The 23,971-nt window shown below is 67.0% G+C and carries 19 protein-coding genes; 7 read left to right on the top strand and 12 right to left on the bottom strand.

Going from position 1 to position 23,971, the window contains the following annotated elements; genetic code table 11:
* Nucleotides 1-119: 119 nt before the first annotated feature.
* The 8 genes from BLV15_RS20780 to BLV15_RS20745 all read right to left on the bottom strand — a co-directional run bounded on the left by BLV15_RS20780 (nt 120) and on the right by BLV15_RS20745 (nt 10,456).
* Nucleotides 120-2,498, bottom strand: coding sequence for an efflux RND transporter permease subunit (locus tag BLV15_RS20780; RefSeq protein WP_090231634.1), 2,379 nt, complete (start codon nt 2,496-2,498; stop codon nt 120-122).
* A 15-nt stretch (nt 2,499-2,513) separates the two neighbouring features.
* Entirely contained in the window at nt 2,514-3,602 is a 1,089-nt protein-coding gene (locus BLV15_RS20775; protein WP_090231633.1) for a WD40/YVTN/BNR-like repeat-containing protein, read from the bottom strand.
* Nucleotides 3,603-3,830: 228 nt separating this feature from the next.
* On the bottom strand, nt 3,831-6,488 hold the full coding sequence (gene pepN / locus BLV15_RS20770; protein WP_090231632.1) for an aminopeptidase N: 2,658 nt from the start codon (nt 6,486-6,488) through the stop codon (nt 3,831-3,833).
* 47 nt (nt 6,489-6,535) lie between these two features.
* Nucleotides 6,536-7,363: a DUF2797 domain-containing protein gene (locus tag BLV15_RS20765; protein ID WP_090231631.1), complete on the bottom strand. Its 828-nt coding sequence runs from the start codon at nt 7,361-7,363 to the stop codon at nt 6,536-6,538.
* 13 nt (nt 7,364-7,376) lie between these two features.
* Nucleotides 7,377-7,634 carry a YeaC family protein gene (locus BLV15_RS20760; protein WP_090231630.1) on the bottom strand — a complete coding sequence of 86 codons (258 nt, stop codon included), beginning with the start codon at nt 7,632-7,634 and terminating at the stop codon, nt 7,377-7,379.
* 106 nt (nt 7,635-7,740) lie between these two features.
* On the bottom strand, nt 7,741-8,601 hold the full coding sequence (locus tag BLV15_RS20755; RefSeq protein WP_090231629.1) for a rhomboid family intramembrane serine protease: 861 nt from the start codon (nt 8,599-8,601) through the stop codon (nt 7,741-7,743).
* A complete protein-coding gene (locus BLV15_RS20750; protein WP_407072461.1) occupies nt 8,598-9,572 on the bottom strand; it encodes a metallophosphoesterase in 975 nt (324 codons plus the stop codon). The genes BLV15_RS20755 and BLV15_RS20750 overlap by 4 nt, the downstream gene beginning before the upstream one ends.
* On the bottom strand, nt 9,569-10,456 hold the full coding sequence (locus BLV15_RS20745; protein WP_090231627.1) for an NAD(+) kinase: 888 nt from the start codon (nt 10,454-10,456) through the stop codon (nt 9,569-9,571). The genes BLV15_RS20750 and BLV15_RS20745 overlap by 4 nt, the downstream gene beginning before the upstream one ends.
* Before the next feature lie 157 nt (nt 10,457-10,613).
* Between BLV15_RS20745 and BLV15_RS20740 the strand changes: the two genes are divergently transcribed.
* On the top strand, nt 10,614-11,558 hold the full coding sequence (locus tag BLV15_RS20740; protein ID WP_090231626.1) for a DUF1853 family protein: 945 nt from the start codon (nt 10,614-10,616) through the stop codon (nt 11,556-11,558).
* Between the two features lie 3 nt (nt 11,559-11,561).
* Here BLV15_RS20740 and BLV15_RS20735 read toward each other — a convergent pair whose 3' ends face one another.
* The 3 genes from BLV15_RS20735 to BLV15_RS20725 all read right to left on the bottom strand — a co-directional run bounded on the left by BLV15_RS20735 (nt 11,562) and on the right by BLV15_RS20725 (nt 16,120).
* Nucleotides 11,562-12,488, bottom strand: coding sequence for a 1-aminocyclopropane-1-carboxylate deaminase/D-cysteine desulfhydrase (locus BLV15_RS20735; protein ID WP_090231625.1), 927 nt, complete (start codon nt 12,486-12,488; stop codon nt 11,562-11,564).
* On the bottom strand, nt 12,485-13,834 hold the full coding sequence (locus tag BLV15_RS20730; protein ID WP_090231624.1) for a chromosome partitioning protein ParA: 1,350 nt from the start codon (nt 13,832-13,834) through the stop codon (nt 12,485-12,487). Before BLV15_RS20730 ends, BLV15_RS20735 begins: the two co-directional genes overlap by 4 nt.
* Nucleotides 13,835-14,086: 252 nt before the next feature.
* A complete protein-coding gene (locus BLV15_RS20725) occupies nt 14,087-16,120 on the bottom strand; it encodes an NADPH-dependent 2,4-dienoyl-CoA reductase (RefSeq protein WP_090231623.1) in 2,034 nt (677 codons plus the stop codon).
* A 194-nt stretch (nt 16,121-16,314) separates the two neighbouring features.
* On the opposite strand from BLV15_RS20725, the gene BLV15_RS20720 reads away from it, so the two are divergent.
* The 3 genes from BLV15_RS20720 (at nt 16,315) to BLV15_RS20710 (ending at nt 20,132) form a co-directional block, all read left to right on the top strand.
* The gene (locus BLV15_RS20720) at nt 16,315-17,253 is read left to right on the top strand and encodes a carbon-nitrogen hydrolase family protein (protein WP_090231622.1); all 939 of its coding nucleotides are present in this window, start codon (nt 16,315-16,317) and stop codon (nt 17,251-17,253) included.
* The gene (locus BLV15_RS20715) at nt 17,250-18,287 is read left to right on the top strand and encodes an AraC family transcriptional regulator (protein WP_090231621.1); all 1,038 of its coding nucleotides are present in this window, start codon (nt 17,250-17,252) and stop codon (nt 18,285-18,287) included. The genes BLV15_RS20720 and BLV15_RS20715 overlap by 4 nt, the downstream gene beginning before the upstream one ends.
* Before the next feature lie 291 nt (nt 18,288-18,578).
* Nucleotides 18,579-20,132, top strand: a complete 1,554-nt coding sequence (locus BLV15_RS20710; RefSeq protein WP_090231620.1) for a glycoside hydrolase family 17 protein — start codon at nt 18,579-18,581, stop codon at nt 20,130-20,132.
* A 9-nt stretch (nt 20,133-20,141) separates the two neighbouring features.
* Here the strand turns inward: BLV15_RS20710 and BLV15_RS20705 are convergent, their stop codons facing one another.
* A complete protein-coding gene (locus tag BLV15_RS20705) occupies nt 20,142-20,516 on the bottom strand; it encodes a hypothetical protein (protein ID WP_090231619.1) in 375 nt (124 codons plus the stop codon).
* A gap of 323 nt (nt 20,517-20,839) precedes the next feature.
* Between BLV15_RS20705 and BLV15_RS20700 the strand changes: the two genes are divergently transcribed.
* The 3 genes from BLV15_RS20700 (at nt 20,840) to BLV15_RS20690 (ending at nt 23,967) form a co-directional block, all read left to right on the top strand.
* Nucleotides 20,840-22,135, top strand: coding sequence for an alpha/beta fold hydrolase family protein (locus BLV15_RS20700; RefSeq protein ID WP_090231618.1), 1,296 nt, complete (start codon nt 20,840-20,842; stop codon nt 22,133-22,135).
* A 49-nt stretch (nt 22,136-22,184) separates the two neighbouring features.
* Entirely contained in the window at nt 22,185-22,976 is a 792-nt protein-coding gene (locus BLV15_RS20695) for an MlaA family lipoprotein (protein WP_175534410.1), read from the top strand.
* Nucleotides 22,977-23,112: 136 nt separating this feature from the next.
* Nucleotides 23,113-23,967, top strand: coding sequence for a pirin family protein (locus BLV15_RS20690; RefSeq protein ID WP_090231617.1), 855 nt, complete (start codon nt 23,113-23,115; stop codon nt 23,965-23,967).
* Nucleotides 23,968-23,971: the final 4 nt, after the last annotated feature.

The raw sequence follows: 23,971 nt of genomic DNA, 5'->3' as shown, positions 1-23,971 counted from the left end.
TCCAGTCACGGGTTGCACCCGGCCTGGGGCAAACCCTCGCCTGCACGAGCCCGCTTATCTTTACGGCGCATGAAAAAAAACCGCGGCCTGGGCCGCGGTTGTTTTCGCATCGTCGACGATCAGTGCGACAGCAGGCTCCCGCCCGTCTTGCCAGCGAGTTTCTCCGGCTTGATCAGGAAGCGCGCCAGGGCCGGCAGCAGCCACAACGCACCGAACATGTTGAGCAGGAACATGAAGGTCAGCATCAGGCCCATGTCGGCCTGGAACTTGATCGCCGAGAAGATCCAGGTGGCCACGCCGATCGCCAGGCAGATGCCGGTGAACAGCACCGCCTTGCCGGTGGATTTCAGCGTCTCGTAGTAGGCCTCCTGCATCGACAGCCCGGCGCGCAGGAAGCTTTCCAGGCGACTGTAGATGTAGATGCCGTAGTCCACGCCGATGCCCACGCCCAGCGCGATCACTGGCATGGTCGCGACCTTCACGCCGATGCCGAGGAAGGCCATCAGGGCGTTGCCGAGAATCGAGGTGAGGATCAGCGGCAGCACGATGCACACGGTGGCGGCGAACGAACGGAAGGTGATCATGCACATCCCGGCGACGCAGAGGTAGACCAGGGTGAGGATTGTCAGCTCGGACTTGGCGATCACCTCGTTGGTGGCCGCCTCGATCCCGGCGTTACCCGCGGCGAGGAGGAACTCCGGGCCGCCCGGCTTCTGCTCGGCCTTGAACTCTTCCGCAGCCTGGATCGCACGCTTGAGCGTGGCCGCCTTGTGGTCCTCGAGAAACACCAGCACCGGCGCCAGCGAGCAGTCGCTGTTGTACAGGCCCTCGGCGCGGCTGATCGAGTTGTTCAGCACGTCCTGGTTGCGCGACAGGGTTTCCCATTTCAGGTTGCCCTCGTTCATCCCCTTGATCATCTGCTTGGAGACGCTGACCAGGGAGATCGCCGACTGCACGCCCTGGGTGTTCTGCATCTTCCACATCAGTTCGTCGATCGGCGCCAGGGTGGCGTGGGTCGAACAACCCTCGGCCTCGGTCTTGACCATCACCACCAGCACGTCGGAGCTGGTCGAGTAGTTGCGGATGATGAAATCGTTGTCCTGGTTGTAGCGCGAATCGGGCCGCAGCTCCGGCGCGCCCTGGTCGAGGTCGCCGACCTGCAGGTGCTGCTTCTGGTACCAGAAGCCACCGGCCGCGACGATCAGCGCGAGGATCACCGACACCGGCGCGACCTTGGCGCTGGCGAAGTTCGACAGCAGGCGCCAGAACGGATGCTCGGTGACCGCGTCGCGCTTGCTGCGCTCAATGGCCTTCTTGCTGATGCCGATGTAGGAGATCGCCACCGGCAGCAGGATCAGGTTGGTGAAGACGATCACCGCGACCCCGATGGAGGCGCCGATGGCCAGCTCGCGGATCACGCCGATGTCGATCACCAGCAGGGTGATGAAGCCCACGGCATCGGCGAGGATGGCGATCATCCCCGGCAGGAACAGCTGGCGGAAGGTGCGCCGCGCGGCGGTCAGGGCGTTTTCCGCCTCGCTCGACTGCAAGGCGATGCCGTTGATCTTCTGCACCCCGTGGGAGATGCCGATGGCGAACACCAGGAACGGCACCAGCATCGAGTAAGGATCGAGGCCGAAGCCGACGGTGTGCATCAGGCCGAGCTGCCAGATCACCGCGATCAGCGTGGTCGAGAGCACGGCGATGGTGCTGCGGATACACCAGGTGAACCAGTAGAGCAGCACCAGGGTGACGACGAAGGCGATGCCGAAGAACACCACCACCATCAGCAGGCCGTCGATCAGGTCGCCGACCTTCTTGGCGAAGCCGACGATGTGGATCTTCACGTTCGGGTTCTGCGCCTGGTACTCGTTGCGGATCTTGTCTTCGAGCTGATGGGAGAACTCGCGGTAGTCCAGCTTGACCAGCTTGCCCTGGTCATTCGGGTCGGGGAAGCTCTCCAGCAGCGGGATGTCGATGATGCTCGACTTGAAGTTGTTCGCCACCAGCCGGCCGATCTGCCCCGACTTGAGCACGTTGTTGCGCAGGTCGTTGAGGCTGGCTTCGGAACCGTCGTAGGTCTGCGGAATCACTTCGCCGCCAGCGAAACCTTCCTCGGTGACCTCGCTCCAGCGCACGCTGGGGCTCCACAGCGACTTCAGCCCGGAACGGTCGACGCCGGGGATGTAGAACACCTCGTCCTGGATCTTGCGCAGCGTCTCCATGTACTCCTTGGAGAAGATGTCGCCATCGGTGGCTTCCACCGAGATGCGCACGGTATTGCCGAGGTTGGACAGGTCGTTGCGGTACTCCATCATCTTCTGGATGAACGGGTGCTGCAGCGGGATCATCTTCTCGAAACTGGTGGACGGACGAACCTGGGTGGCCTGGTAGAACAGGAACACGCTGACCAGCACGCAGATCAGGATTACCACCGGGCGGTTGTTGAAGATCAGGCGCTCGAGCAGGCTCGCCTTGTTCTGTTGGTGAGGACTCATTCAATTCTCCCGGCGTTATTGTTTTTCGACCAGCACGGCGCCTGTCGGTGAGGAGACACGCACACCGCCCTGTCCAGCCAGGATCAGTTCACCGTTGGCACCCGCGGTCGCCGCGGCCAGGGAAATCCGGTCGGGACGGTTGAAGACGCTGAAACTGCGACCATCGTCGCTGCTCTTGAGGACGCTGCCGCCGTGGCCGACGACCACCAGCGAGCCGTCGGCGAGCAAGGAGCCGCTGGACAGACCGAACTCCAGCTTGCCGCCGCTGGCGGTCTTCAGCTCGATGCGCTCCCAGGTGTCGCCGAAATCGGCGGAGCGGAACAGGTGCCCGCGCAGGCCGTAGACCACCAGGCTGTTCGGCTCGGCGGTGCCCAGCGCGCCGAACAGCGAGCCTTCGTACGGGCCTTCGAGTTTCTCCCAGGTCTGGCCCCAGTCGGGCGAGCGGAACATCGAGCCGGATTCGCCGACGACGAACAGCCCGGCGTCCTTCACCGCAGTGATGGCGTTGAGGTGGAAGCCGTCTTCGTTGTCGATGCGGTCGCTGACGTCGTTCCACGTCTTGCCGCCGTCCTCGGTCTCCAGCAGCGCGCCGTAGGCACCCACCGCAATGCCGTGATCGGCGTTCTGGAACCAGACGTCCAGCAGCGGCGCCTCGCGGTGCAGGTCCTCGAACTGCAGCGTCCAGCTCTTGCCGCCGTCGGTGGTGGCGAGGATCTGCGCATCGTGGCCGACCGCCCAGCCGAGCGTGTCGTCGAGGAAGAACACGGCGGTGAGCATCTGCCGGGTCGGCACCTTGGCCTGCTGCCAGCTCTTGCCGTCGTCATCGGAATAGAGGATGTGGCCACGGTCGCCGACCGCCACCAGGCGCGCGCCGGCGTGGGCGATGTCGAGCAGCAGGCTTTGCACGGCCTTGGGCGACTCGATGGCGTAGAGGGGTTCGCGGGTGGCGCTTTCCTCGGCCTGCAGGGGCATGGCGCCCAGGCCCAGCATGGAAAACGCGGCACACAACGACAGTGCGTTGGTCAACGGCGAGTGGAGTCGCAGAATCCGCCGGCGGAAAACCGCAGACAGACCGGACCGGGTGCGCCACGTGGGCTCACTCATACACCTTTCCCCCATTATTGTTATTGGTGATAGTGCGGTTGAAGCGCCCCTATGCTGCCGACTTTGACGGGCTGTGACAATCGGCGTGTCGTTATGTTTTGTTAAGGCCAAACCCCCGTGATTGACGGCTTATTCAGCGCCATGATGCAAAAAGGCCACGGCGACTGCCGTGGCCTTTTTCTGACCCACCGGTAACGAATCGGAGCCGGTTCCCCGGCCCTGGGCGACTCAGGCGAGGCTCTTGCTGACCACCTCGTAGACGTCGCTGGAAAGCTCCCCCGAGGCCAGAATGCGCTCCAGCTCGGCCTTCATCAGCGCCTGCCGAGCGGCGTCGTACTTGCGCCAACGGGTCAGCGGCGACAGCTGACGCGCGGCGATCTGCGGGTTCAGCGCGTTGAGCGTGACGATCTGGTCGGCCAGGAAGCGGTAGCCGCTGCCATCGACGGCGTGGAAGTTGATCAGGTTCTGCCCGGCGAAGGCGCCGATCAGCGCGCGCACCTTGTTCGGATTCTTCAGGGTGAAGGCCGGATGTTTCATCAGTTCCTTCACCCGCTCGAGCCCGCCCGGCAGGTAGCTGGCGGCCTGCACGCTGAACCACTGGTCCATCACCAGCGGGTTGTCCTTGAAGTGCTCGGCGAACAGCTGCAACGCCCTGCCGCGCTCGGCCTCGAACGGCGAGTTGACCAGCACCGCCAGCGCCGTCAGGCGTTCGGTCATGTTGTCGCTGTTGTCGAACTGATCCACGCAGGCGGCCAGCACCTCGGGCTTGTTGCCCAGCATCAGGTACGACAGCGCGATGTTCTGCAGCGCGCGCCGGGCGAAGTGACTTTCCTCGGCGACGTAGGGCGAGTGGCGCGACACCTCGCGGTTGGCCTGGTAGCGCCGCCACAGCGGGGCGAACAGGGCCTCGCCGATCTGCGCGCGGGCGAACTCGCGGGCGGCGTGGATGGCGTCGATGTCGGCCACTTCGCTGAGCTCGCTGAGGTAGGCGGCGCCCGGCAGGGAGAGCATCTCGGCGACCATCGCCTGATCCAGCGACTCGTCCTCGATCAGGCTGCGCAGCGCATGCAGCAAACGCGGGTCGAGCACCAGGGCCTCGCCGCGCTGGTGCTGGCCGATCAGTTCCTGCAGCACCTGCACGGACAGCTGCTGGCCGGCTTCCCAGCGGTTGAAACCGTCGGAGTCGTGCTGCATGAGGAACATCAACTGGTCGCGGTCGTAGGGGAAGCTCAGCTTGACCGGTGCCGAGAAGCCGCGCAGCAGCGACGGCAGCGGCTTGGCGGCGACGCCGACGAAGCTGAACGACTGCTCGGCCTCGGTCACCGAGAGCACGCGGCTGCTGGCGCCGGCGGCGGCCTCGCCGTCCAGGCGCAGCGGCAGATCGTTGCCTTGCGCGTCCAGCAGGCCGAGGGCCACGGGAATCACGAAGGGCTCCTTGGTCGGCTGGCCCGGGGTGGGCGGGCAGCTCTGGCGGAACGTCAGGGTGTAGCGCTGCGCGGCGGCATCATAGGCCTCGCTGACCTCCAGGCGCGGCGTGCCGGACTGGCTGTACCAGCGCTTGAACTGGGTGAGGTCGACGCCGTTGGCGTCCTCCATGGCCTTGACGAAGTCGTCGCAGGTCACCGCCTGGCCGTCGTGGCGCTCGAAATACAGGTCGCTGCCCTTGCGGAAGCCTTCGGCGCCGAGCAGCGTGCGAATCATGCCGACCACTTCCGAACCCTTCTCGTAGACGGTCAGGGTGTAGAAGTTGGAAATCTCGATGAACGAATCCGGGCGCACCGAATGCGCCATCGGGCCGCTGTCCTCGGCGAACTGGTGGGTACGCAGGAAGGCCACGTCCTCGATGCGCTTGACCGTCGCCGAGTTCATGTCGGACGAGAAGCCGGCATCGCGGAACACGGTGAAGCCTTCCTTGAGCGACAGCTGGAACCAGTCGCGGCAGGTCACGCGGTTGCCCGACCAGTTGTGGAAGTACTCATGCGCGACGATCGCCTCGACGCGCTGGTGGGCGGCGTCGGTGGCGGTCTCGGCGCGGGCCAGCACGGCGCTGGAGTTGAAGATGTTGAGGCCCTTGTTCTCCATCGCGCCCATGTTGAAGTCGTTCACCGCGACGATCATGAAGATGTCCAGGTCGTACTCGCGACCGTAGGCCTCCTCGTCCCAGCGCATGGACTTCTTCAGGCTGTCCATGGCGTGCTGGCACTTGTCGATGTTCTCCGGCTCGACATAGATGCGCAGGGCGACGTTACGCCCGCTCATCGTGGTGAAGCTGTCCTCGACGCACCAGAGGTCGCCGGCGACCAGGGCGAACAGGTACGCCGGCTTCTTGAAAGGGTCTTCCCAGGTGGCCCAATGGCGACCGCCTTCCTCGCTGCCGCTGGCCACCGGGTTGCCGTTGGAGAGCAGCACCGGGTAGTGATGCTGCTCGGCGCTCACCGTGGTGGTGAATTTGCTCATCACGTCCGGGCGATCGAGGTAGTAGGTGATCTTGCGGAAGCCCTCGGCCTCGCACTGGGTGCAGAACATGCTGCCGGACTTGTACAGACCTTCCAGCGCGGTGTTGCTCTCCGGGTGGATGCGCACCGTGCTGTCGACGGTGAACCGGGCCGCGGTCGGCTGCAGGGTCAGATGGCTGTCATCGAGTTGATAGTCGCCGGGCGCAAGCTCGCGGTCGTCCAGCGATACCGCGAGCAACTCCAGTTCCTGGCCGTCGAGGACCAGCGGCGGCAGCCCGGCGCCCTTCTCCGGGTTGCGCCGCATCACCAGTTGCGCGTGGACCAGGGTGTGGTCCTCGTGCAGTTCGAAGGTCAGGGTGGTTTCGTCGATCAGGTAGTCCGGTGCCTGATAGTCCTTCAGGTAGATCGTCTTGGCTTGCTCGGTGCGCATCTTTCGGCTCCTGGCAGCCCCGGCGAGGGCCGAGGCGGGAATGGGGGTCAGGCCGATACCAGCAACTGGTACGCCGTGTACTTGCGAATGTTGATCACGCCGGTATCGAAGATCAGGTACTGGCCCTTGATGCCCATCAGGGTACCTTCGACGACGGGCGTCTTGTCCAGATCGAAACTGACCACTTTGGTCGGATAGGCGTGCACCGGATAACGGATCTCCAGCGGTGCCACCTCGGTGATCGGCTGGATCGCCTGCAGACCGAAACGCTGCTGCAAGGCCAGCAGCCCTTCGGCGCAGTGGTCGAGCAGACGGTCGCGCTCGGCGATCAGGTCCAGCGGCGGAGCATCGCCCTTGAGCAACGTGCGCCAGTTGGTGCGGTCGGCGACCTGGCTGCGCAGGAGGTCCTCGACCAGCCCGGACTGCAAGCGCGTGGCGACGCGCAGGATCGGCAGCGCCTGGCTGGCGCCCTGGTCGAGCCAGCGCGTCGGCATCTGGCTGGCGCGGGTGATCCCCACTTTCACCGCCGACGAGTTGGCCAGGTAGACCACGTGATCGGTCATGCAGAAACTGCTGCCCCACTCGGGATCGCGGCAGGTGCCCAGCTCATGGTGGCAGCGCTCGGGGCTGACGATGCACAGGTCGCACTGCGGCAACCGGGTGAAGCACGGGTAGCAGTAGCCCTGGCTGAAACTCTTGCGGGTCTGGCGACCGCAATGGCTGCAGTGGATCGCGCCGAGGTATTCCAGGCGCAGCGAACGGCCGATCAGCGGATTGACCGGAACCTCCCGCTCGCCGAGACGAAAGGCGTACTGCACCGGTGCATCGAGGCGCACCGACATCTTGCTCAGGGCACCGCGGCCCAGCTCGCTCAACACGACTCGGACCTCAATGCACGGTGTTCGACTTGAACAGGACCTGCGGCTCCGGCTTGGAGTGCGATGCGCACTGCTGGCTGATGTAGCCGGTGCGTTCCTCTTCCGGCAGGTTCTGCAGCTCCCAGGCGATCACCGCCTGCAGGCTCAGTTCCTTCTGCTCCTGGGTCAGCTTGCGGCCGTCCGGCCACTTGCCGATCTCAACGGCGAGCTTGAGGCTCTGGTAGATCTCGGGGGTGATGTTCTCGATCATCTCGGAAAAAGTCGACATGGCAGCTCCGCAGTCGGGGAATGCCGCCATTCTACCGGAATGCCCGCCGTGGCGAGCGCCGCTCGCGATGCGACGACGCGGGTGGGCTGAAGCCCACCCTACGGTGCTACGGCAATGAGCGGCGGGCCAGCAGGCCGCCGATCAGGCCGGTCGCGCAGCCGGCGATCAGGCCGGTGACGTGGGCGGCATTGGCGATCGAGCCGAAGCCCAGCGCGCCGATCACGCCGGACAGGCATACCAGCAGCCAGATCAGCATCATCCCCAGCACGCCCCTGGGCAACTGGTAGGCCGGATTGGGCGCCAGGCGCTGGAAGATCCAGCAGTGGCCGAGCAACCCGTAGAGCACGCCGGAGAGTCCGCCGAACAGCGCCGGGCCGCCGAACAGGTACTGCCCGACGTTCGACGCCAGGCTGAACAGCAGCGTCAGCGCCAGCAGCATCGAAGCGCCCTGGCGCGCCTCGATGCGCCCGCCCAGCTCCCAGTACCACAGCGCGTTCATCGCCAGGTGAAGGAAGCCGAAGTGCAGCAGCATCGGCGTGACCAGCCGCCACCACTCGCCGGCATCCAGGCTCACCGCCAGCGGGACGAACTGCAGGTAGTCGCCCTGGATGCGGAAGTCCTGGAAGGTCAGCCAGCGGATGCTGGAGAAGTTGTCGCCAAGGAACGTGAGCGCCGCGACGATCAGCGTCAGCAGCAGCACGGCGGCGGTCGCCGGGCTGCGTTTCAGGCGCGCCAGCGGGCTGCCGGACGGCCGCACGAAACGGCTCGGTGGCTGCTCCGGATTGCCGTGCGGAAAACGCGTGTAGAGATCGCGGACCTGCTCCGCCAGTTCCTCGCCCGGCACCCAGAGCACCTGCTCGCCGGATTCCTCGCTGACTCGGTACGGAACGTTCAGGCTACGCAGCAGGCCGACGAAGCCGCTGAGGTCGGTGGCAATCGGCAGGCGCATGGCGGCGACGCGGCTCATCGCAGCGACTCCGGCCGCTCGACGTCGACCCAGACGAACTTGTGCGGATCGAGGCGGCGCTCGTCGTCCAGGCGATAGGCGACCAGCTTGCCGTACATCACCGCGCTGTAGTCCAGGCAGGCCAGGTTGCCGCGGATCGGCGCCGGCTTGCCGGTGCGCCAGTAGTGGCCGACGAACAGCAGCGGCTCGTGCGGGCCGTAGAGGAACAGCCGGCTCTTCTGGGTTTCCGACAGCGGCATCTCGGCGACGCTGTCCGGCAGCGCGTCCGGCTGGAACACGATATCGCCATAGGTGGCCGGGCTCTCCTCCCAGAACTTGGTGCGGAACGTGCGCCGGGTGAAGCCCTCCTCGCTGGTCAGGGTCAGCCCGTGCGGCAGCGGCAGGTCGGTGCCGCGCAGCAGGCGATCGAACACCGTGCAGGCGAAGCTGCCTTTCACCGCCGAGGCCTGGACGAACGGCTCGTCGACGCGGCCATCGGCGAACTGCGCGCGCAGCGGCTCGATCAGGCTGCTGTCCCAGCAGGCGTGCACCAGGCGGAAACGCCCGGCGTCGATGAACAGCGGCAGCTCGTAGAACCAGCCGAGGAAGTCGCGCCAGTCGGCCGGGTGGCCGTCGAACTGCGCCAGCGTCTCGCGGATCATCCGCTCGTGGCGCGGCGTGTGTTCGCGCACGAAGCTGCAGCCGCTGCCCGGAGGCGCCGGCGTGCTCCAGCCCAGCGCGTTGAATTCGTGGTTGCCCATGATGCACAGCGCCTGCCCGGCCGCGACCATGTCGCGCACCAGATGCAGCGCCTCGCGCACCCGCGGGCCGCGGTCGACGATGTCGCCGAGGAACAGCGCCATCCGCCGCGGGTGGCGCCAGACGCCCGCCTGGCGGTGATAGCCGAGCCCGTCGAGCAGGCGTTCGAGAGTCCGTGCGCAGCCATGCACGTCGCCGATCAGGTCGTAGCCGCGCGCCGGGTCGAGCATCAGTCGCCTCCGCCCAGCCGGCTGCCCCAGCCCAGTTTGGTCCGGCACACTTCGTAGTAGTTGTGGTCCAGCGGGTGGATCAGGTGCAGCTTCTGCGGTTTCTTCTTGATCGTCACGGTATCGCCTGGCGCGCAGGTGAAATGGTTCTGTCCGTCGCATGAGACCTGCGGATAGATCTGCATGTTCGGCGACACGACGATTTTCAGCTCGCTGTTGCCATCGACCACGATCGGCCGGCTGGACAGCGTGTGCGGATACATCGGCACGATGACGATGGCGTCCAGCTTGGGGTGCATGATCGGCCCGCCGGCGGACAGCGCATAGGCGGTGGAGCCGGTCGGCGTGGCGATGATCAGGCCGTCGGCCTTCTGGCTGCAGACGAACTGGCCGTCGATGTGCAGCTCGAACTCGATCATCCGCGTCGACTTGCCGGGGTGCAGCACCACGTCGTTGAGCGCGTCGCCCTCGCCGATGGAGTCGCCATTGCGACGCACCTCGGCTTCCAGCAGGAAGCGGTTCTCCACGCTGTACTGGCCATCGAGCACCTCGCCGACCTTGGCTTCCAGGTCGTCCGGGCGGATGTCGGTGAGGAAGCCCAGGCTGCCACGGTTGATGCCCAGCACCGGGACCTTCGACCAGGCCAGCGCACGGGCCGCGCCGAGCATGCTGCCGTCGCCGCCGACCACGATCACCAGGTCGCAGATCTCGCCGAGAATGCGCCGCGAGGCGGTCTGCAGGTTGTGCCCGGGCACCACTTCGGCGATGGACTCCTCGAGGACCACGTGCAGGTGACGGTCCAGCAGGAAGCGTTTGAGTCGGCGAACGGTCTCCAGTACCTGCGAACTGCCGAGGCGACCGATGATGCCGATATTGCGAAATTGCTCCATGGGGATTCCAGGGCTCGGGCTAGCGGAGAGGCGGATTATGGGCGAAAGGTCCGCCGCAGACCAACGGCAAAGCCACCGGCCACTGGCGTGAGACCACCGTGCCAGCGCGCTTTATCCCGTGCGCCAGCGCCACCGAAGCCTGCGCTATGCTCGCAGCATGCAGCCCTTCGCCCCGCTCGCCGACCTGCCCCGCCGCTTCCAGTCCGCCGCCGTGCGCGACCTGGCCTGGGCGCTGCTGTCCGCGCCGCTGCTGCAGGATGCGCCCTGGGCGCAGCGTCATCCGCTGGCCGGCAGCGCCTGGGCCGACGACCCGCAGCGCCTGGCCGCCTGGCTGTGGAGACTGGATGACGACGACCGCACGCTGCGCGACTGGCTGCAGCGCCACCCGATCCGCCGCCTCGGCCTGTATTACGAACAGCTCTGGCAGTTCGCCCTGCACGCTGCGCCGGATATAGAACTGATCGCCGCCAACCTGCCGATCCGCGAAGGCAACCGCACGCTGGGCGAACTCGACCTGCTGCTGCGCGATGGCCCGGGCGTGCATCACCTGGAACTGGCGATGAAGCTCTACCTCGGTCCCGATAAACGCGACGGCGGCGATCCGGCGAACTGGATCGGGCCCGGCGGACGTGATCGTCTCGATCTGAAACTGGAGCGCCTGAGCAGCCACCAACTGCCTCTTTCCGCGCGCCCCGAAGGCCTCGCCGCGCTCCAAGCGCTGGGCGTGCGCCAGGCCGACGCCCGCCTGTGGCTCGGCGGCTGCCTGTTCTACCCCTGGCCCGACGGCTGCGCGTCGCCGCTCGGCGCCCATCCGGCGCACGACCGTGGGCGCTGGGTCCGCCAGCGCGACTGGCCGGCGTTCGCCGCCTCGCAGGGCACCGGCAGTTGGCAACCGCTGCCGCGCCAGGCCTGGCTGGCGCCCGCGCGGGTGACCGCCGACGAACGCTGGCAGCTGCCGCAGTTTGGCGAATGGCTGGCGGCGTTGCCGGCAGACAGTCGCGCACAGCTGCTGGTGCGGCTGGAAGCGGATGGCCACGGCGCCTGGCAGGAAGTCGAGCGGGTGTTTCTGATCGCCGATCGATGGCCGCATCTGGGCGAGTGAGCCTCAGGCGCCGGACAGGCTGCGGCGCCCCTGCAACCCACCGGTGTGAACGAAGATCAACCGGGTGCCGGCGGCGAACTGCCCGGCCTCGACGGCGTCGCGCAGGGCCAGCAGCGCCTTGCCGGTATACAGCGGCTCCAGCGGCACGCCGCTGCGGCGCTCGCTGTCGGCGATGAAACTGCGCAGCGGCGCGTCGACGCGGGCGAAGCCGCCGCGGCTGGCCGAATGCAGCCGGTAGCCGCGGTCGTCCCGCCCGGCCTGGGCGAGTACCTCGCCGATACGCCGCGCCACGCCGTGATCGTCCGGCACCGCCAGCGCTCCATGCACCGGTCGCTCACCCGCCTCGCCGAGCACCAGCCCGGCCAGCGTGGTCCCGGTGCCGGCAGCCAGCCACCAGCCGTCGTAGTCGCTCCAGCCGAGCGCGGCGAGCTGCCGCCGCGCCATGTCCACCAGTTCGATGCAGCCCTGCGCTCCGGGCAACCCGCCGCCACCCTCGGGCACCGGCTGCAGATCGGGATAGCGCGCCTGCCAGGGCTCCCAGAAATCCGCTTGATGGCGGGCGCGATAGCCGCCGTAGCCTAGCCAGTGCAGTTGCATGCCGAGATCGATGAGGTCGCGCGCGGTCGGCGTATCCTGCGGCTCGCCGCGCAGCAGGCCGACGCAGGGGAAGCCGAAGCGCCGGCCGGCGGCGGCCAGCGCATGCAGGTGATTGGAATGCGCGCCGCCGAGGCTGATCACCCCGCGCCTGCCGGCAGCGGCGGCAAGCTCCAAGTGGGGTTTGAGCTTGAACCACTTGTTGCCGGAGACCAGCGTGTCGATCCGATCCAGGCGCAGCACCGCGAGTTCGACCCCGGCCGGTTGCAGCCAGTCGAAGGCCAGCGGATGGAGATCGGCCCGGGGCGCCCAGGCGGGCAGGAGCGGCGAACTCAACCGGCGGTGCGCAGCCGCTGGCTGGCCTTGTGGCGATCGCAGCGGCAGGATTCCCCGGCCACATAGCGCCCCGGAATGTCGACCCGCTCCAGCGCCGCGTCGCAGCGCTCGCCGCCAGGCAGCACGGCGTCGCAGGTCGGCTGCTGGTAGTGCGCCAGCCATTCGCGGTACTGCGCCTCGCTGACGAAGCACTTGCCGGCAGCGTAGGCCTGCGGGTTTTCCAGGTAGCGCGGCACGTCCGGCTGAGGAATGGTCAGGTGCCCGGCGCCGGGGTGGTAGACCACCAGCACCACGCCCAGCTCGGCCAGTTGTTCGAGGCGCCGGTCGGCGACCATCGCTCGGGTCTGTTCGCGCTTGAGCCGCTCGATATCCTCCTGCAACTGGGTATCCAGCTCGTCGCGGTACGCCAGCTCCACGTCGCGCACCGCGATCTGCTCGCGGTAGTCGGCCACTGCCAGGGCGATCCTTTCTTCCAGCTGGGCCTCGAACTGCGCACGCAGCACATCGGCCTCGATGCGCCCGTTACGCTCGATGGCGCGCAGTTGGCGGGTCATTTCCTCGCGGCTTTTCTGGAAACTCTCGGCCTGCTCGGCAAAACGCGCCTGCCACTGCGACACCACCATTTCCTGCTCGGCCAGCGCCTGCTGGAGAGCCGCGACCTCGTCGAGCAGCCGCGCGTGCTGGCGCTCGGCGGTCTGCTTGATGCGCGCCAGCTCCTCTTCATGATTCTGCCCGAGGCTGGCCAGACGCAGCCGCTGCTGCTTCACCAGCACGGCGATTTTCTGGCGGTGCTCGAGGCCCATCTGCTCGGTGAGTTTTTCCACCAGTTCCTGCGAAGGGTCGGCGTACCAGGCGTCTTCGGCAGCGACCTGCAGACGCTCCGGCGCCATCGCCGGCAACGCCGTTTCTTCCTCGGCCAGCAGGCCCAGGCTGTTGCGCCGCACCGCGTCGCGGATCGCCTGGAAGTCACCGCGCTCGACGCTCGGCTCCCACAGGTGCAGTTGCAGCCAGGCCACCGGCGTCTGGCTGCGACAGGCCAGGCGAATCGGCCCGCCACCGAGGTCCGGGCCACGTCCGGCGCGGTCCGCGAGGTGGCGCAGGGGAATGTTCCAGCCAGGGTCGGCGGCGCCTTTCGGGTCGAAATCGAGGAAGAAGAACACCGCCGAGCGCACCTGCAGGCGCGGATTGATCAGCACGTAGACGGCGCGCATCTGCCGGTCGGCGAAGCCGGGAAGGTCGACCACGCCGTCGAGCACCGCCTCGAATTCGGCGAACAGCATCTGTTTGCAGACGCCCTGCTCATCGAAAAACAGTACGGCCTCGACCATCTGCGGCTTGTTCTGCATCGTTTCGGTTCCTCGTTCTGCAATCGCCAGCTCGACGCGGCACGCCCTGGGCAGGAAGCCCGCTTGCAAGAACCGGCCCAGCGGTTGGGCGAGTCTAGGGCATGCAGCCGCCTGGAGGCTGTGACCGGCTTAGCAGCCAGCGACCGGCCAAGACCGATTGTCGCGGATAATCCCCGTTCCATGACACAGATAACAGAACTGCCCGGACGCACGAGGCGGCCGGGCAGCGAGTGAACGCGGCGAGTGAGCGCGTCAGAGGGCGGCGGCGAGTCGCGACCCCTGGTTGATCGCGCGCTTGGCGTCGAGTTCGGCGGCCACGTCGGCGCCTCCGATCAGGTGCACCTGCTGGCCGGCGTCGAGCAGACCGTCGTGCAGGTCGCGCAGCGGGTCCTGGCCGGCGCAGACGATGACGGTGTCGACCTCCAGCACTTGCGGCTCGCCGTCGCCGACGCGGATATGCAGGCCGGCGTCGTCGACCTTGAGGTACTCGACCGAATTGAGCATCTGCACCTGCTTGTTCTTCAGCCCGGTGCGGTGGATCCAGCCGGTGGTCTTGCCGAGGCCGTCGCCGACCTTGGTCTTCTTGCGCTGCAGGAGGAACACCTGGCGCGCCGGCGCCGGCACCTCGGCCTTGATCCCGGCGATACCGCCACGCGCCTCCAGCGCGGTGTCGATGCCCCACTCGTGCCAGAACGCATCGCGATCGAGGCTGGTGGAGCGGCCCTGGTGGGTGACGAACTCGGAGACGTCGAAGCCGATGCCGCCGGCGCCGATCACGGCGACGCGCTGGCCGACCGGCTTGCGCCCGAGGATGGCATCCAGGTAGCTGATCACCTTGGGATGCTCGATACCCGGAATCGCCGGGGTGCGCGGCACGATGCCGGTGGCGAGGATGATCTCGTCGTAGCCGCCGGCGACCAGCTCCTCGACGCCGACGCGGGCGTTCAGGCGCAGGTCGACGCCGCTAATTTCCAGCTTGCGCTTGAAGTAGCGCAGGGTCTCGAAGAACTCTTCCTTGCCCGGCACGCGCTTGGCGACGTTGAACTGCCCGCCGATCTCGCCGGCGGCGTCGAACAGGGTGACCTGGTGACCGCGCTCGGCGGCGACGCTGGCGGCGGACAACCCGGCCGGGCCGGCGCCGACCACGGCGATCCTCTTCACCTGCGCGGTGGGGATGTAGTTCAGCTCGGTCTCGTGGCAGGCGCGCGGGTTGACCAGGCAGGTGGTCAGCTTGCCGCCGAAGGTGTGGTCCAGACAGGCTTGGTTGCAGCCGATGCAGGTGTTGATCTCGTCGCTGCGCCCGGCGGCGGCCTTGTTGACGAATTCCGGGTCGGCGAGGAACGGACGCGCCATGGAGACCATGTCGGCGTCGCCCTCGGCCAGCACCTGTTCGGCGACTTCCGGGGTGTTGATGCGGTTGGTGGTGATCAGCGGGATCTTCACCTCCCCCTTGAGCTTGGCGGTGACCTTGGTGAAGGCTGCACGCGGCACCTTGGTAGCGATGGTCGGGATACGCGCTTCGTGCCAGCCGATGCCGGTGTTGATGATGGTGGCACCGGCCTTCTCAACGGCTTTGGCCAGCAGCACGATCTCGTCCCAGGTGCTGCCGCCTTCCACCAGGTCGAGCATCGACAGGCGATAGATGATGATGAAGTTCGGGCCCACGGCCTCGCGCACGCGGCGGACGATTTCCACCGGCAGGCGCATGCGGTTCTCGTAGGCGCCGCCCCAGCGGTCGGTGCGGTGGTTGGTGTGGGCGGCGAGGAACTGGTTGATGAAATAGCCCTCGGAACCCATGACCTCGACGCCGTCGTACTCGGCCTGCTGGGCCAGCACGGAGCAGGTGACGAAGTCCTGGATCTGCTTCTCGATGCCCTCCTCGTCCAGCTCGTGCGGCTTGAACGGGTTGATCGGCGCCTGGATCGCGCTTGGCGCCACCGATTTCGGGCTGTAGGCATAGCGCCCGGCATGCAGGATCTGCATGCAGATCTTGCCGCCCGCCTCGTGCACCGCCTGGGTGACGATGCGGTGCTTGGCCGCTTCCTCTGCGCTGGTCAGCTTCGCCGCGCCGGAATACACGCCACCTTCGAGGTTCGGGCCGATGCCGCCGGTGACCATCAGGCCGACGCCGCCGCGGGCGCGCTCGGCGAAGTACGCCGCCATGCGCTCGAAACCGTCCGGTTTCTCCTCCAGGCCGGTGTGCATCGAGCCCATCAGGGTGCGGTTGCGCAGCGTGGTGAAACCCAGGTCGAGGGGCGCGAGCAGGTGCGGGTAAGGCGTAGTCATGGCTTCTCCGGAAATCGGCTGTGGCACGGATGTCCCCTCATCTGTGGAGGGAATCGATGGGCAGACGATAGTCAGGGCGCCGGGCCCACTCAATGATCGAAAGTGACAACTTATTGATCGCAGCGCGCAGCGCAGGGTTGCGCAAGCCGAGCCTACCTCCCTACCCTGTGCGCGACCGTCTTCATGGAGCGTCCATGCGCAAGTTGCTATTGCTGTCGATCCTGGGTGCGCTGATCGCCGGCCTGGCGACCTTCGTCGGCTGGGCCGAGCGCCGCCCGCCCAGCCACTACCTGTCCGATCTGCGCAGCGAGCTGAGCACCGACGCGGGCACGCCCGGCGCGTCCGGCAACCTGCTGCTTATCCGCCCGCAGCTGTTCCCGGTGGACTACCAGAGCCCGGCGCACCTGCGCCTGAAACTCGCCGCGGCGCTGGATCGCGCCCGCGCCGCCGGCCTGCTCAGCCCGCAGACCCTGGTGGTGCTGCCCGAACACATCGGCACCTGGCTGATTGCCGCCGGCGAGAAAACCGAGCTGTACCAGGCGCGCGACCGTCAGGAGGTGCGCGACTGGATGCTCTTGGGCAACCCGCTGCTGGCGGTGCAGGTGCTGATGCAGAATCTGGATGCCGAACGCCTCGACGAGGCGCTGTTACGGATGAAGGCCCGGCGCATGGCGGCGGACTATCAGCAGCTGTTCTCCGGGCTGGCGCGCGAGTACCGGGTCAACCTGCTCGCCGGCTCGATCCTCCTGCCGCTGCCGCACCTGGAAAACGGCCAGCTGGCGATTGGCGACGGCCCGCTGCGCACCGTCAGCCTGGCCTTCGGCCCGGATGGCCAGGTGCTCGGCGAGCTCTACAGCGAAGCCTGGCCGCAACCGCACGACAGGCGCGAGCCGCAGCGCCTGCACATCGGCGAGCGCGAGCTGCTGATCGAGCGCGACTGGCAGCCCGGCTACCCGCAAAGCCGGGTACTCACGGCCAATGGCGAACAGGTCAGCGAGCCGCTGTACTTGCGCGGCAAACTGAGCTGGCCGGTCGGCGGCGCGCCACGCCGGGTGGAGCTGACGCCCGTGGAAATGCAGCGCGGCCAGGCGCCGGGCAGCCAGCTGCTCAACCTGTGGATCGCGCCGCAGTGAAAGCCCGCCGCGTGCGCCTGGGCGACCTTTCGGTCGGTTTCGTTCACGGGCTGGCAGCCGCGCTGGAGGAACGCGGCCAGGATGCCGGCGCATTGCTGGAAAGCTACGGCCTGGATGCCGCGCGCCTCGCCGAACCGCGTGCGCGCCTGTCCATCCCGCGGTTCATGCGCCTGGGCCATGCCGCCATCGGCCTCAGCGGAGAAGCCGGCCTGGGCCTGGACATGGGTCGCCTGAGCCGGCTGCCACAGCTCGGCCTGGCAGGCGTCAGCGCCGCGCAGGCGCCGACGGTGCGCGAAGCGGCGCGTGCGCTGATCCGCTACGAGCCGCTCTATGCCAGCAACTACCGCGGCCAGTCGAGTTTCCACGAGGACACCCGCGGGGCCTGGCTGCGCTTCTATTCGATCAGCCCGTACAACGCCTACAACCGCTTCGTCGTCGACTCGGTGCTGGCCGGCTGGCTGAGCCAGCTGGGCGCGCTGGTCGGCCGCCACCTGGTGGCCGAGCGCGTCGAGATCGAATTCCCGCCGCCGGAGTATCTGGAACGCTACGCCGGCCTGTTCGGCAGCCCGGCGCAGTTCTCCAGCGAATTCAACCAGTTGCGCCTCGGCCGCGACACCCTGGCGCTACGCAACCCCGAGCACTGCCCGAGCACCTGGCGTCATCTGCTGGAAATCTGCGAAGCGGAACTGGAACAGCAGACCCGCACGCGCAGCCTCAGCGAGCGCATCGGCCGGCTGATCGGCCCGTTGCTCAATGGCCGCGAGCCCGACCTGGAGGAAGTCGCGGCACGCCTGCAACTGCCGACCTGGACCCTGCGGCGCAAGCTCGCCGAGGAAGGCACGCAGTTCCGCGCCATCCTCAACGACACCCGCCGCGACCTGGCGATGGCCTACATCCGCGACACCGAACTGGCCTTCGGCGAGATCGCCTACCTGCTCGGCTTCGCCTCGGCGGAAGCCTTCCAGCGCGCGTTCAAGCGCTGGAGCGGGCAAACGCCCGGCGAATTCCGCCGCGCCCAGCGCCAGGTCGGCTGATCACATCTCACTGGCGTCTTCGCTGGTGTCCAGCATGGCGTCTTCGGCGGCGCGACGTTCGAGCAGTTCTTCCTGGTAATCGTCCATGCGGATTCTCTTCTTCTGTGGTTTTGCGCGACGCTACGAAAGGCAGATGACAGCCGGATGACGCCCGCGCACCGCCCATCGGCCCGCACCGACGGAAAGCCCATCAAACCGCCTGGCGTGAAGCATTTTGCAACGCTCCGCCCGGGCTGATCGGTCACCGGATTGCGGGTAAGATGCGCGACTTGTTCCCAGGCGCAGCCGATCATGCCGGAAAAAATCTCCTTCCCCGCTCTTCCCTACCTGTTCGCCAGCCTGCTCGCCGTCTTTGCCCTTTTCGGCCTCTGGTATGCCATCGGCCAGCCGGTGCTGCTGCCCGACGCGGCCACGCCCTCGCACAAGCTGCAATGCGCCTCCTATAGCCCGTTCGACAAGGACCAGTCGCCCTTCGACCAGCCCTTCATCCTGCGCCCCGAGCGCATGGACGCGGACCTCGCGCTGCTCGCCAAGCGCTTCGAGTGCGTGCGCACCTACTCGATGACCGGCCTCGAGGAAATCCCGGCCCTGGCGCGCAAACACGGGCTCAAGCTGATGCTCGGCGCCTGGGTCAACGGCAACCCGGTGGATACGCAGAAGGAAGTCGACGCGCTGATCGCCGCGGCGAAGGCCAATCCCGACGTGGTCACGGCGGTGATCGTCGGCAACGAGACGCTGCTGCGCAAGGAAGTCACCGGCGCGCGCTTGGCGCAGCTGATCGGCCAGGTCAAGGCCCAGGTCAGCCAGCCGGTGACCTACGCCGACGTCTGGGAATTCTGGCTGCAGCACCCGGAAGTCGCGCCGGCCGTGGACTTCCTCACCATCCACCTGCTGCCGTACTGGGAAGACGAGCCGGCGGGCATCGACGATGCGCTCGGCCACGTCGCGCAGATTCGCGAGGAATTCGGCAGGAAGTTCGCCCCCAAGGACATCCTCATCGGTGAAACCGGCTGGCCCAGCGAGGGCCGCCAGCGCGAAACCGCCGTACCGAGCCTGGTCAACCAGGCCAAGTTCATCCGCGGGTTCGTCGCCATGGCCGAGCAGCACGGCTGGCGCTACAACCTGATCGAGGCCTTCGACCAGCCCTGGAAGCGCGCCAGCGAAGGCGCGGTGGGCGGTTACTGGGGCCTGTTCGACGCCGACCGCCAGGAGAAGGCAGTGCTCGCCGGCCCGGTATCCAACCTGCCGAACTGGCCGATCTGGCTGGGCTTCTCGCTGGCGATCTTCGCCGCCGGACTGCTCGTGGGCGGGCGCCCGTCATCCACCCGTTCGGCGTTGCTGCTGCCTCTGCTGGCCGGGCTCGGCGCCGGCAGTATCGCGCTGTGGTGCGAACTGGCCTGGGTCACCAGCCGTTTCGTCGGCGAATGGCTGTGGGCCGCGGCGCTGGTGGTGCTCAACCTGCTGGTGCTGGCTCACGCCATGCTCGCCCTGGGGCGCCGCGGGCGAGCGTTCGCCTGGCTGGAAGCGCGCGGTGGCTGGTGGATCGCGGCGGCGGGCTTCGCCGGTGCGGTGATGATGCTGGCGCTGGTCTTCGACGCGCGCTATCGCAGCTTTCCCAGCGCCGCGCTGTTGCTGCCGGCGGTGGTCTACCTGTGCCGCCCGGTCGCCGGCCCGCGCCGCGAGCTGACGCTGCTGGCGGCGTTCGTCGGGCTGGGCATCGTTCCGCAGCTGGTCGAGGAAACCCTGGGCAACCAGCAGGCGATCGGCTGGGCTGTCGTCAGCCTGCTGCTGACCCTTGCCCTGTGCCGCTGCCTGCGCCAGCCGCCGAGGGCGATCGCGGGCTGAGCAGCGGGTTCAGCGCGCCGCAATCTGCCGTGGCGCGCGCACCAGGCGCAGCGCCGACAGCACCACGGCGAATACCGCCAGGCTGGCGGTATAAAGGATCAGCGCCGGCAGCGCGAAGAGCATGCCGAGCAGGGCGACCCGGCGGCCGGCGACCCCCGGCAGGAGAAAACCGAGCACGGCGGTGATCAGCGCCGCCCAGGCCAGGATGCGGAAATGGATGGTCAACCCAAGCACCGAACGGACCTGGCACTCCCAGCGCAGCGGATCGTCGGCGCAGGCACCGACCCAGCGGCTGTCCTGCATGAAGCCGTAGCGCAGGGCGAGACAGGCGGCCAGCCACAACGACAGGCAGATCAACAGCAGGATCACGGGCTTGCGGCGCATGAAGGGCGACTCCGGCGAGAAAGGCGCACAGAATAGCCGCCAGCCATGCCCCTGCAAACCGCACACACCGGTGCAATTATTACCGGCGGCGTCGCGGGTAGAATGGGTTCAGCTTTCCTCGTGAGCCGCATAGCGGCGGGAAACCGATCCGGTCAGGTGCCGGACGCGGACGATGGTCGGGGCCCTGCTGCCGCAGCGGGCGTTTTTCGCGCCCCTGTAGCGGTCGTGAACGACACCTCCCGAACTGCTGGCACTTTGCTGGTCCCGCGGTTGTCATAGCCTGCGGATTACTCAGAACGCCTTCTTTCCGAAAGGGAACTTCCATGCCACGTATTCTTCGCTTAGCCGCATTGTTTGGCAGCTTACTGAGTGCGCCGCTGTGGGCCGCGGATGTCGATCCGGCCACCTACGGCTTCCCGCTGCACAACCCGTTCGAGGCGACCATCGCCACTACGCCCACGGCGCTGCGTCCCGCCCTGCCCTTCGACACCGACATCGACCAGGCCGACTACGCCCTGCTGCTGCGGCCGGAGCGCGAGTTCGAGCTGCCGGAGAACTTCTGGCCGGTGACCAAGATGCACTACCGGCTCGCCCAGCAGAGCAAGCCGGCGCCACTGATGTTCATCATCGCCGGCACGGGCTCGAACTACGCCAACAGCACCATGGACTTCCTGAAGAAGCTCTATTATCAGGCCGGCTACCACGTCGTGCAGCTGTCCTCGCCCACCAGCTACGACTTCATGGCCTCCGCCTCGCGCTACGCCACGCCGGGTATTTCCGCCGACGATGCCGACGACCTCTACCGGGTCATGCAGGCGGTGCGCGCGCAGCATCCCGACCTGCCGGTGACCGAGTACTACCTCACCGGCTACAGCCTCGGCGGCCTGCAGGCGGCGTTCGTCAGCCATCTCGATGAAACCCGGCGCAGCTTCAACTTCAAGCGCGTGCTGCTGATCAACCCGCCGGTCAACCTGAACACCTCGGTGAGCAACCTCGACCGCCTGGTGCAGACCGAGGTGAAAGGCGTCACCGACAGCACCACCTTCTACGAACTGATGCTGCGCAAGCTCTCGCTGTACTTCCAGCAGAAGGGCTACATCGACCTCAGCGAGGCGATGCTCTACGACTTCCAGCAGTCCAGGCAGCGCCTGACCAACGAACAGATGGCGATGCTGATCGGCACCGTGTTCCGCTTCGCCTCGGCCGACATCGCCTTCACCTCGGACCTGATCAACCGGCGCGGGCTGATCATTCCGCCGAATTACCCGATCACCGAGGGCACCAGCCTGACGCCGTTCTTCAAGCGCGCCTTGCAGTGCGATTTCGACTGCTACATGACCAACCAGCTGATCCCGATGTGGCGCGCCCGGCACAACGGCGGCAGCTTCACCCAACTGGTCGATGCGGTGAGCCTCTACGGGCTCGAGGACTACCTGCGCAACAGCCCGAAGATCGCCGTGCTACATAACGCCGACGACGTGATTCTCGGTCCCGGCGACCTTGGCTTCCTGCGCCGCACCTTCGGCGAGCGGCTGACCGTCTACCCGTACGGCGGCCACCTCGGCAACCTCAACTACAAGGTCAACACCCAGGCCATGCTGGACTTCTTCCGTGGCTGACGCTCACCTTCGCGCCCAGGCGCCGGCCCATTCAGGGAACGATCGCATTATGACGACCCCATACGTGCAACTCGCTCGCCTCGCCAAACCGCTGCTGCTCGCCCTCAGCCTGCTGCTGCCGATGGCCGCCCAGGCGGACACCGACCCCGACGGCTTCACCCGTCCGCTGGACAGCCTGAAGTTCAACCCCGGCCTGGATCAGACCGAATTCGAGCGCGCGACCCTCGAAGCGCTGGAAATCTACGATCCGTGGGAGCGCTTCAACCGGCACATGTACCACTTCAACTACCGCCTCGACGAATGGGTGCTGCTGCCCGTCGTGCGCGGCTACATGTACGTCACGCCGCGCTTCGTGCGCAGCGGCGTGAGCAATTTCTTCGGCAACCTGGGCGACATACCCAACCTGTTGAACAGCGCGCTGCAGCTCAAGGGCAAGCGTTCGCTGCAAACCACCGGGCGGCTGCTGGTCAACACCACGGTCGGCGTGTTCGGCCTGTGGGACCCGGCATCGCGCATCGGCCTGCCGAAGCAGAGCGAAGACTTCGGCCAGACCCTCGGCTTCTACGGCGTCGGCGACGGTCCCTACCTGGTGCTGCCGTTCTTCGGCCCGTCCAACGTGCGCGATGCCGGTGGCCGGGTGTTCGATTTCGCGGTCGACAGCGAGGTCAACTTCCTCAACGTCGCCGAAGCCACCGAGGATCACCCGGAAATCTTCCTGCTGCGCTCGATCAACGCGCGTTACACCACCAACTTCCGTTACGGCCAGCTGAACTCGCCGTTCGAGTACGAGAAGGTCCGCTACGTCTACACCCGCGCACGCGACCTGCAGATCGCCGAGTGATCCAACCACCCTCCCACGCTGCGGCGCGGGAGGGCCTCTGAAACATCTAGTTCTTCGATAGTTATCCCGCGATAATCGCAACCATCGGATCGAATCCTTCGCTTAAGATAGGCACCTGTCTTTCGTGGAGATTCCCATGACGTCGTTTCGCAGCGTGATCGCCCAGCACATCGGCCAACCGGCCTCCGACGGCGCCGGCGTGCGCCTGAACCGTGTGATCGGCGGCGCCGGTATCGAGCGCTTCGATCCCTTCCTGATGCTCGACGAGTTCGGCTCCAACGACCCGGACGACTACATCGCCGGCTTCCCGCCGCACCCGCACCGCGGTTTCGAGACCATCACCTACATGCTCGAGGGACGCATGCGCCATGAAGACCACATGGGCAACGTCGGACTGCTGCAGAGCGGCGGCGTGCAGTGGATGACCGCCGCGCGCGGCGTGATCCACAGCGAGATGCCCGAGCAGGAACAGGGCACCATGCGCGGCTTCCAGATCTGGCTGAACCTGCCGGGCAAGGACAAGCTCGGCGAGCCCGGCTACCGCGACTTCGATGCCGCGGAAATCCCCCGCCTGCGCACTGCAAGCGGCGTCGAGGTGAAGGTCATCGCCGGTCGCTTCGACGACGGCGAGCAGCAACTCGACGGCATCGTGCAGCGTCCGCACAGCGAGCCTCACCTGTTCGACCTAGTGATACCGGCCGGCGCCGAGCTGAACTTGCGCCTCGCCGACGGCCTGCGGCCGATGCTCTACGTCTACGAAGGCACGCTGCGGGTCGCTGGCGACGCGCCGGCGGAAGTGGTCCAGGGACGCCTGGCGCGGCTCTCCGAACAGGGCGAACTGCGCCTGTCGAGCGCCCAGGGCGCGCGCGTGCTGCTGCTCGCCGGCCGGCCGCTGGGCGAGCCGATCGTGCAGTACGGACCCTTCGTGATGAACAGCCGCGAGGAAATCGAGCAGGCGCTACGCGACTTCCATAACGGCGTGCTGGCCTGAAACG

This window comes from Pseudomonas kuykendallii, assembly GCF_900106975.1.
Classification (GTDB): domain Bacteria; phylum Pseudomonadota; class Gammaproteobacteria; order Pseudomonadales; family Pseudomonadaceae; genus Pseudomonas_O; species Pseudomonas_O kuykendallii.
This window is presented reverse-complemented; position numbering and strand designations above follow the sequence as displayed.

Excerpts from the sequence above, each read along its gene's own strand:
- BLV15_RS20780 (WP_090231634.1), bottom strand. The coding sequence starts at position 2,498 with ATGAGTCCTCACCAACAGAACAAGGCGAGCCTGCTCGAGCGCCTGATC.
- BLV15_RS20775 (WP_090231633.1), bottom strand. The coding sequence starts at position 3,602 with ATGAGTGAGCCCACGTGGCGCACCCGGTCCGGTCTGTCTGCGGTTTTC.
- pepN (WP_090231632.1), bottom strand. The coding sequence starts at position 6,488 with ATGCGCACCGAGCAAGCCAAGACGATCTACCTGAAGGACTATCAGGCA.
- BLV15_RS20760 (WP_090231630.1), bottom strand. The coding sequence starts at position 7,634 with ATGTCGACTTTTTCCGAGATGATCGAGAACATCACCCCCGAGATCTAC.
- BLV15_RS20755 (WP_090231629.1), bottom strand. The coding sequence starts at position 8,601 with ATGAGCCGCGTCGCCGCCATGCGCCTGCCGATTGCCACCGACCTCAGC.
- BLV15_RS20745 (WP_090231627.1), bottom strand. The coding sequence starts at position 10,456 with ATGGAGCAATTTCGCAATATCGGCATCATCGGTCGCCTCGGCAGTTCG.
- BLV15_RS20740 (WP_090231626.1), top strand. The coding sequence starts at position 10,614 with ATGCAGCCCTTCGCCCCGCTCGCCGACCTGCCCCGCCGCTTCCAGTCC.
- BLV15_RS20730 (WP_090231624.1), bottom strand. The coding sequence starts at position 13,834 with ATGCAGAACAAGCCGCAGATGGTCGAGGCCGTACTGTTTTTCGATGAG.
- BLV15_RS20725 (WP_090231623.1), bottom strand. The coding sequence starts at position 16,120 with ATGACTACGCCTTACCCGCACCTGCTCGCGCCCCTCGACCTGGGTTTC.
- BLV15_RS20720 (WP_090231622.1), top strand. The coding sequence starts at position 16,315 with ATGCGCAAGTTGCTATTGCTGTCGATCCTGGGTGCGCTGATCGCCGGC.
- BLV15_RS20710 (WP_090231620.1), top strand. The coding sequence starts at position 18,579 with ATGCCGGAAAAAATCTCCTTCCCCGCTCTTCCCTACCTGTTCGCCAGC.
- BLV15_RS20705 (WP_090231619.1), bottom strand. The coding sequence starts at position 20,516 with ATGCGCCGCAAGCCCGTGATCCTGCTGTTGATCTGCCTGTCGTTGTGG.
- BLV15_RS20700 (WP_090231618.1), top strand. The coding sequence starts at position 20,840 with ATGCCACGTATTCTTCGCTTAGCCGCATTGTTTGGCAGCTTACTGAGT.
- BLV15_RS20695 (WP_175534410.1), top strand. The coding sequence starts at position 22,185 with ATGACGACCCCATACGTGCAACTCGCTCGCCTCGCCAAACCGCTGCTG.
- BLV15_RS20690 (WP_090231617.1), top strand. The coding sequence starts at position 23,113 with ATGACGTCGTTTCGCAGCGTGATCGCCCAGCACATCGGCCAACCGGCC.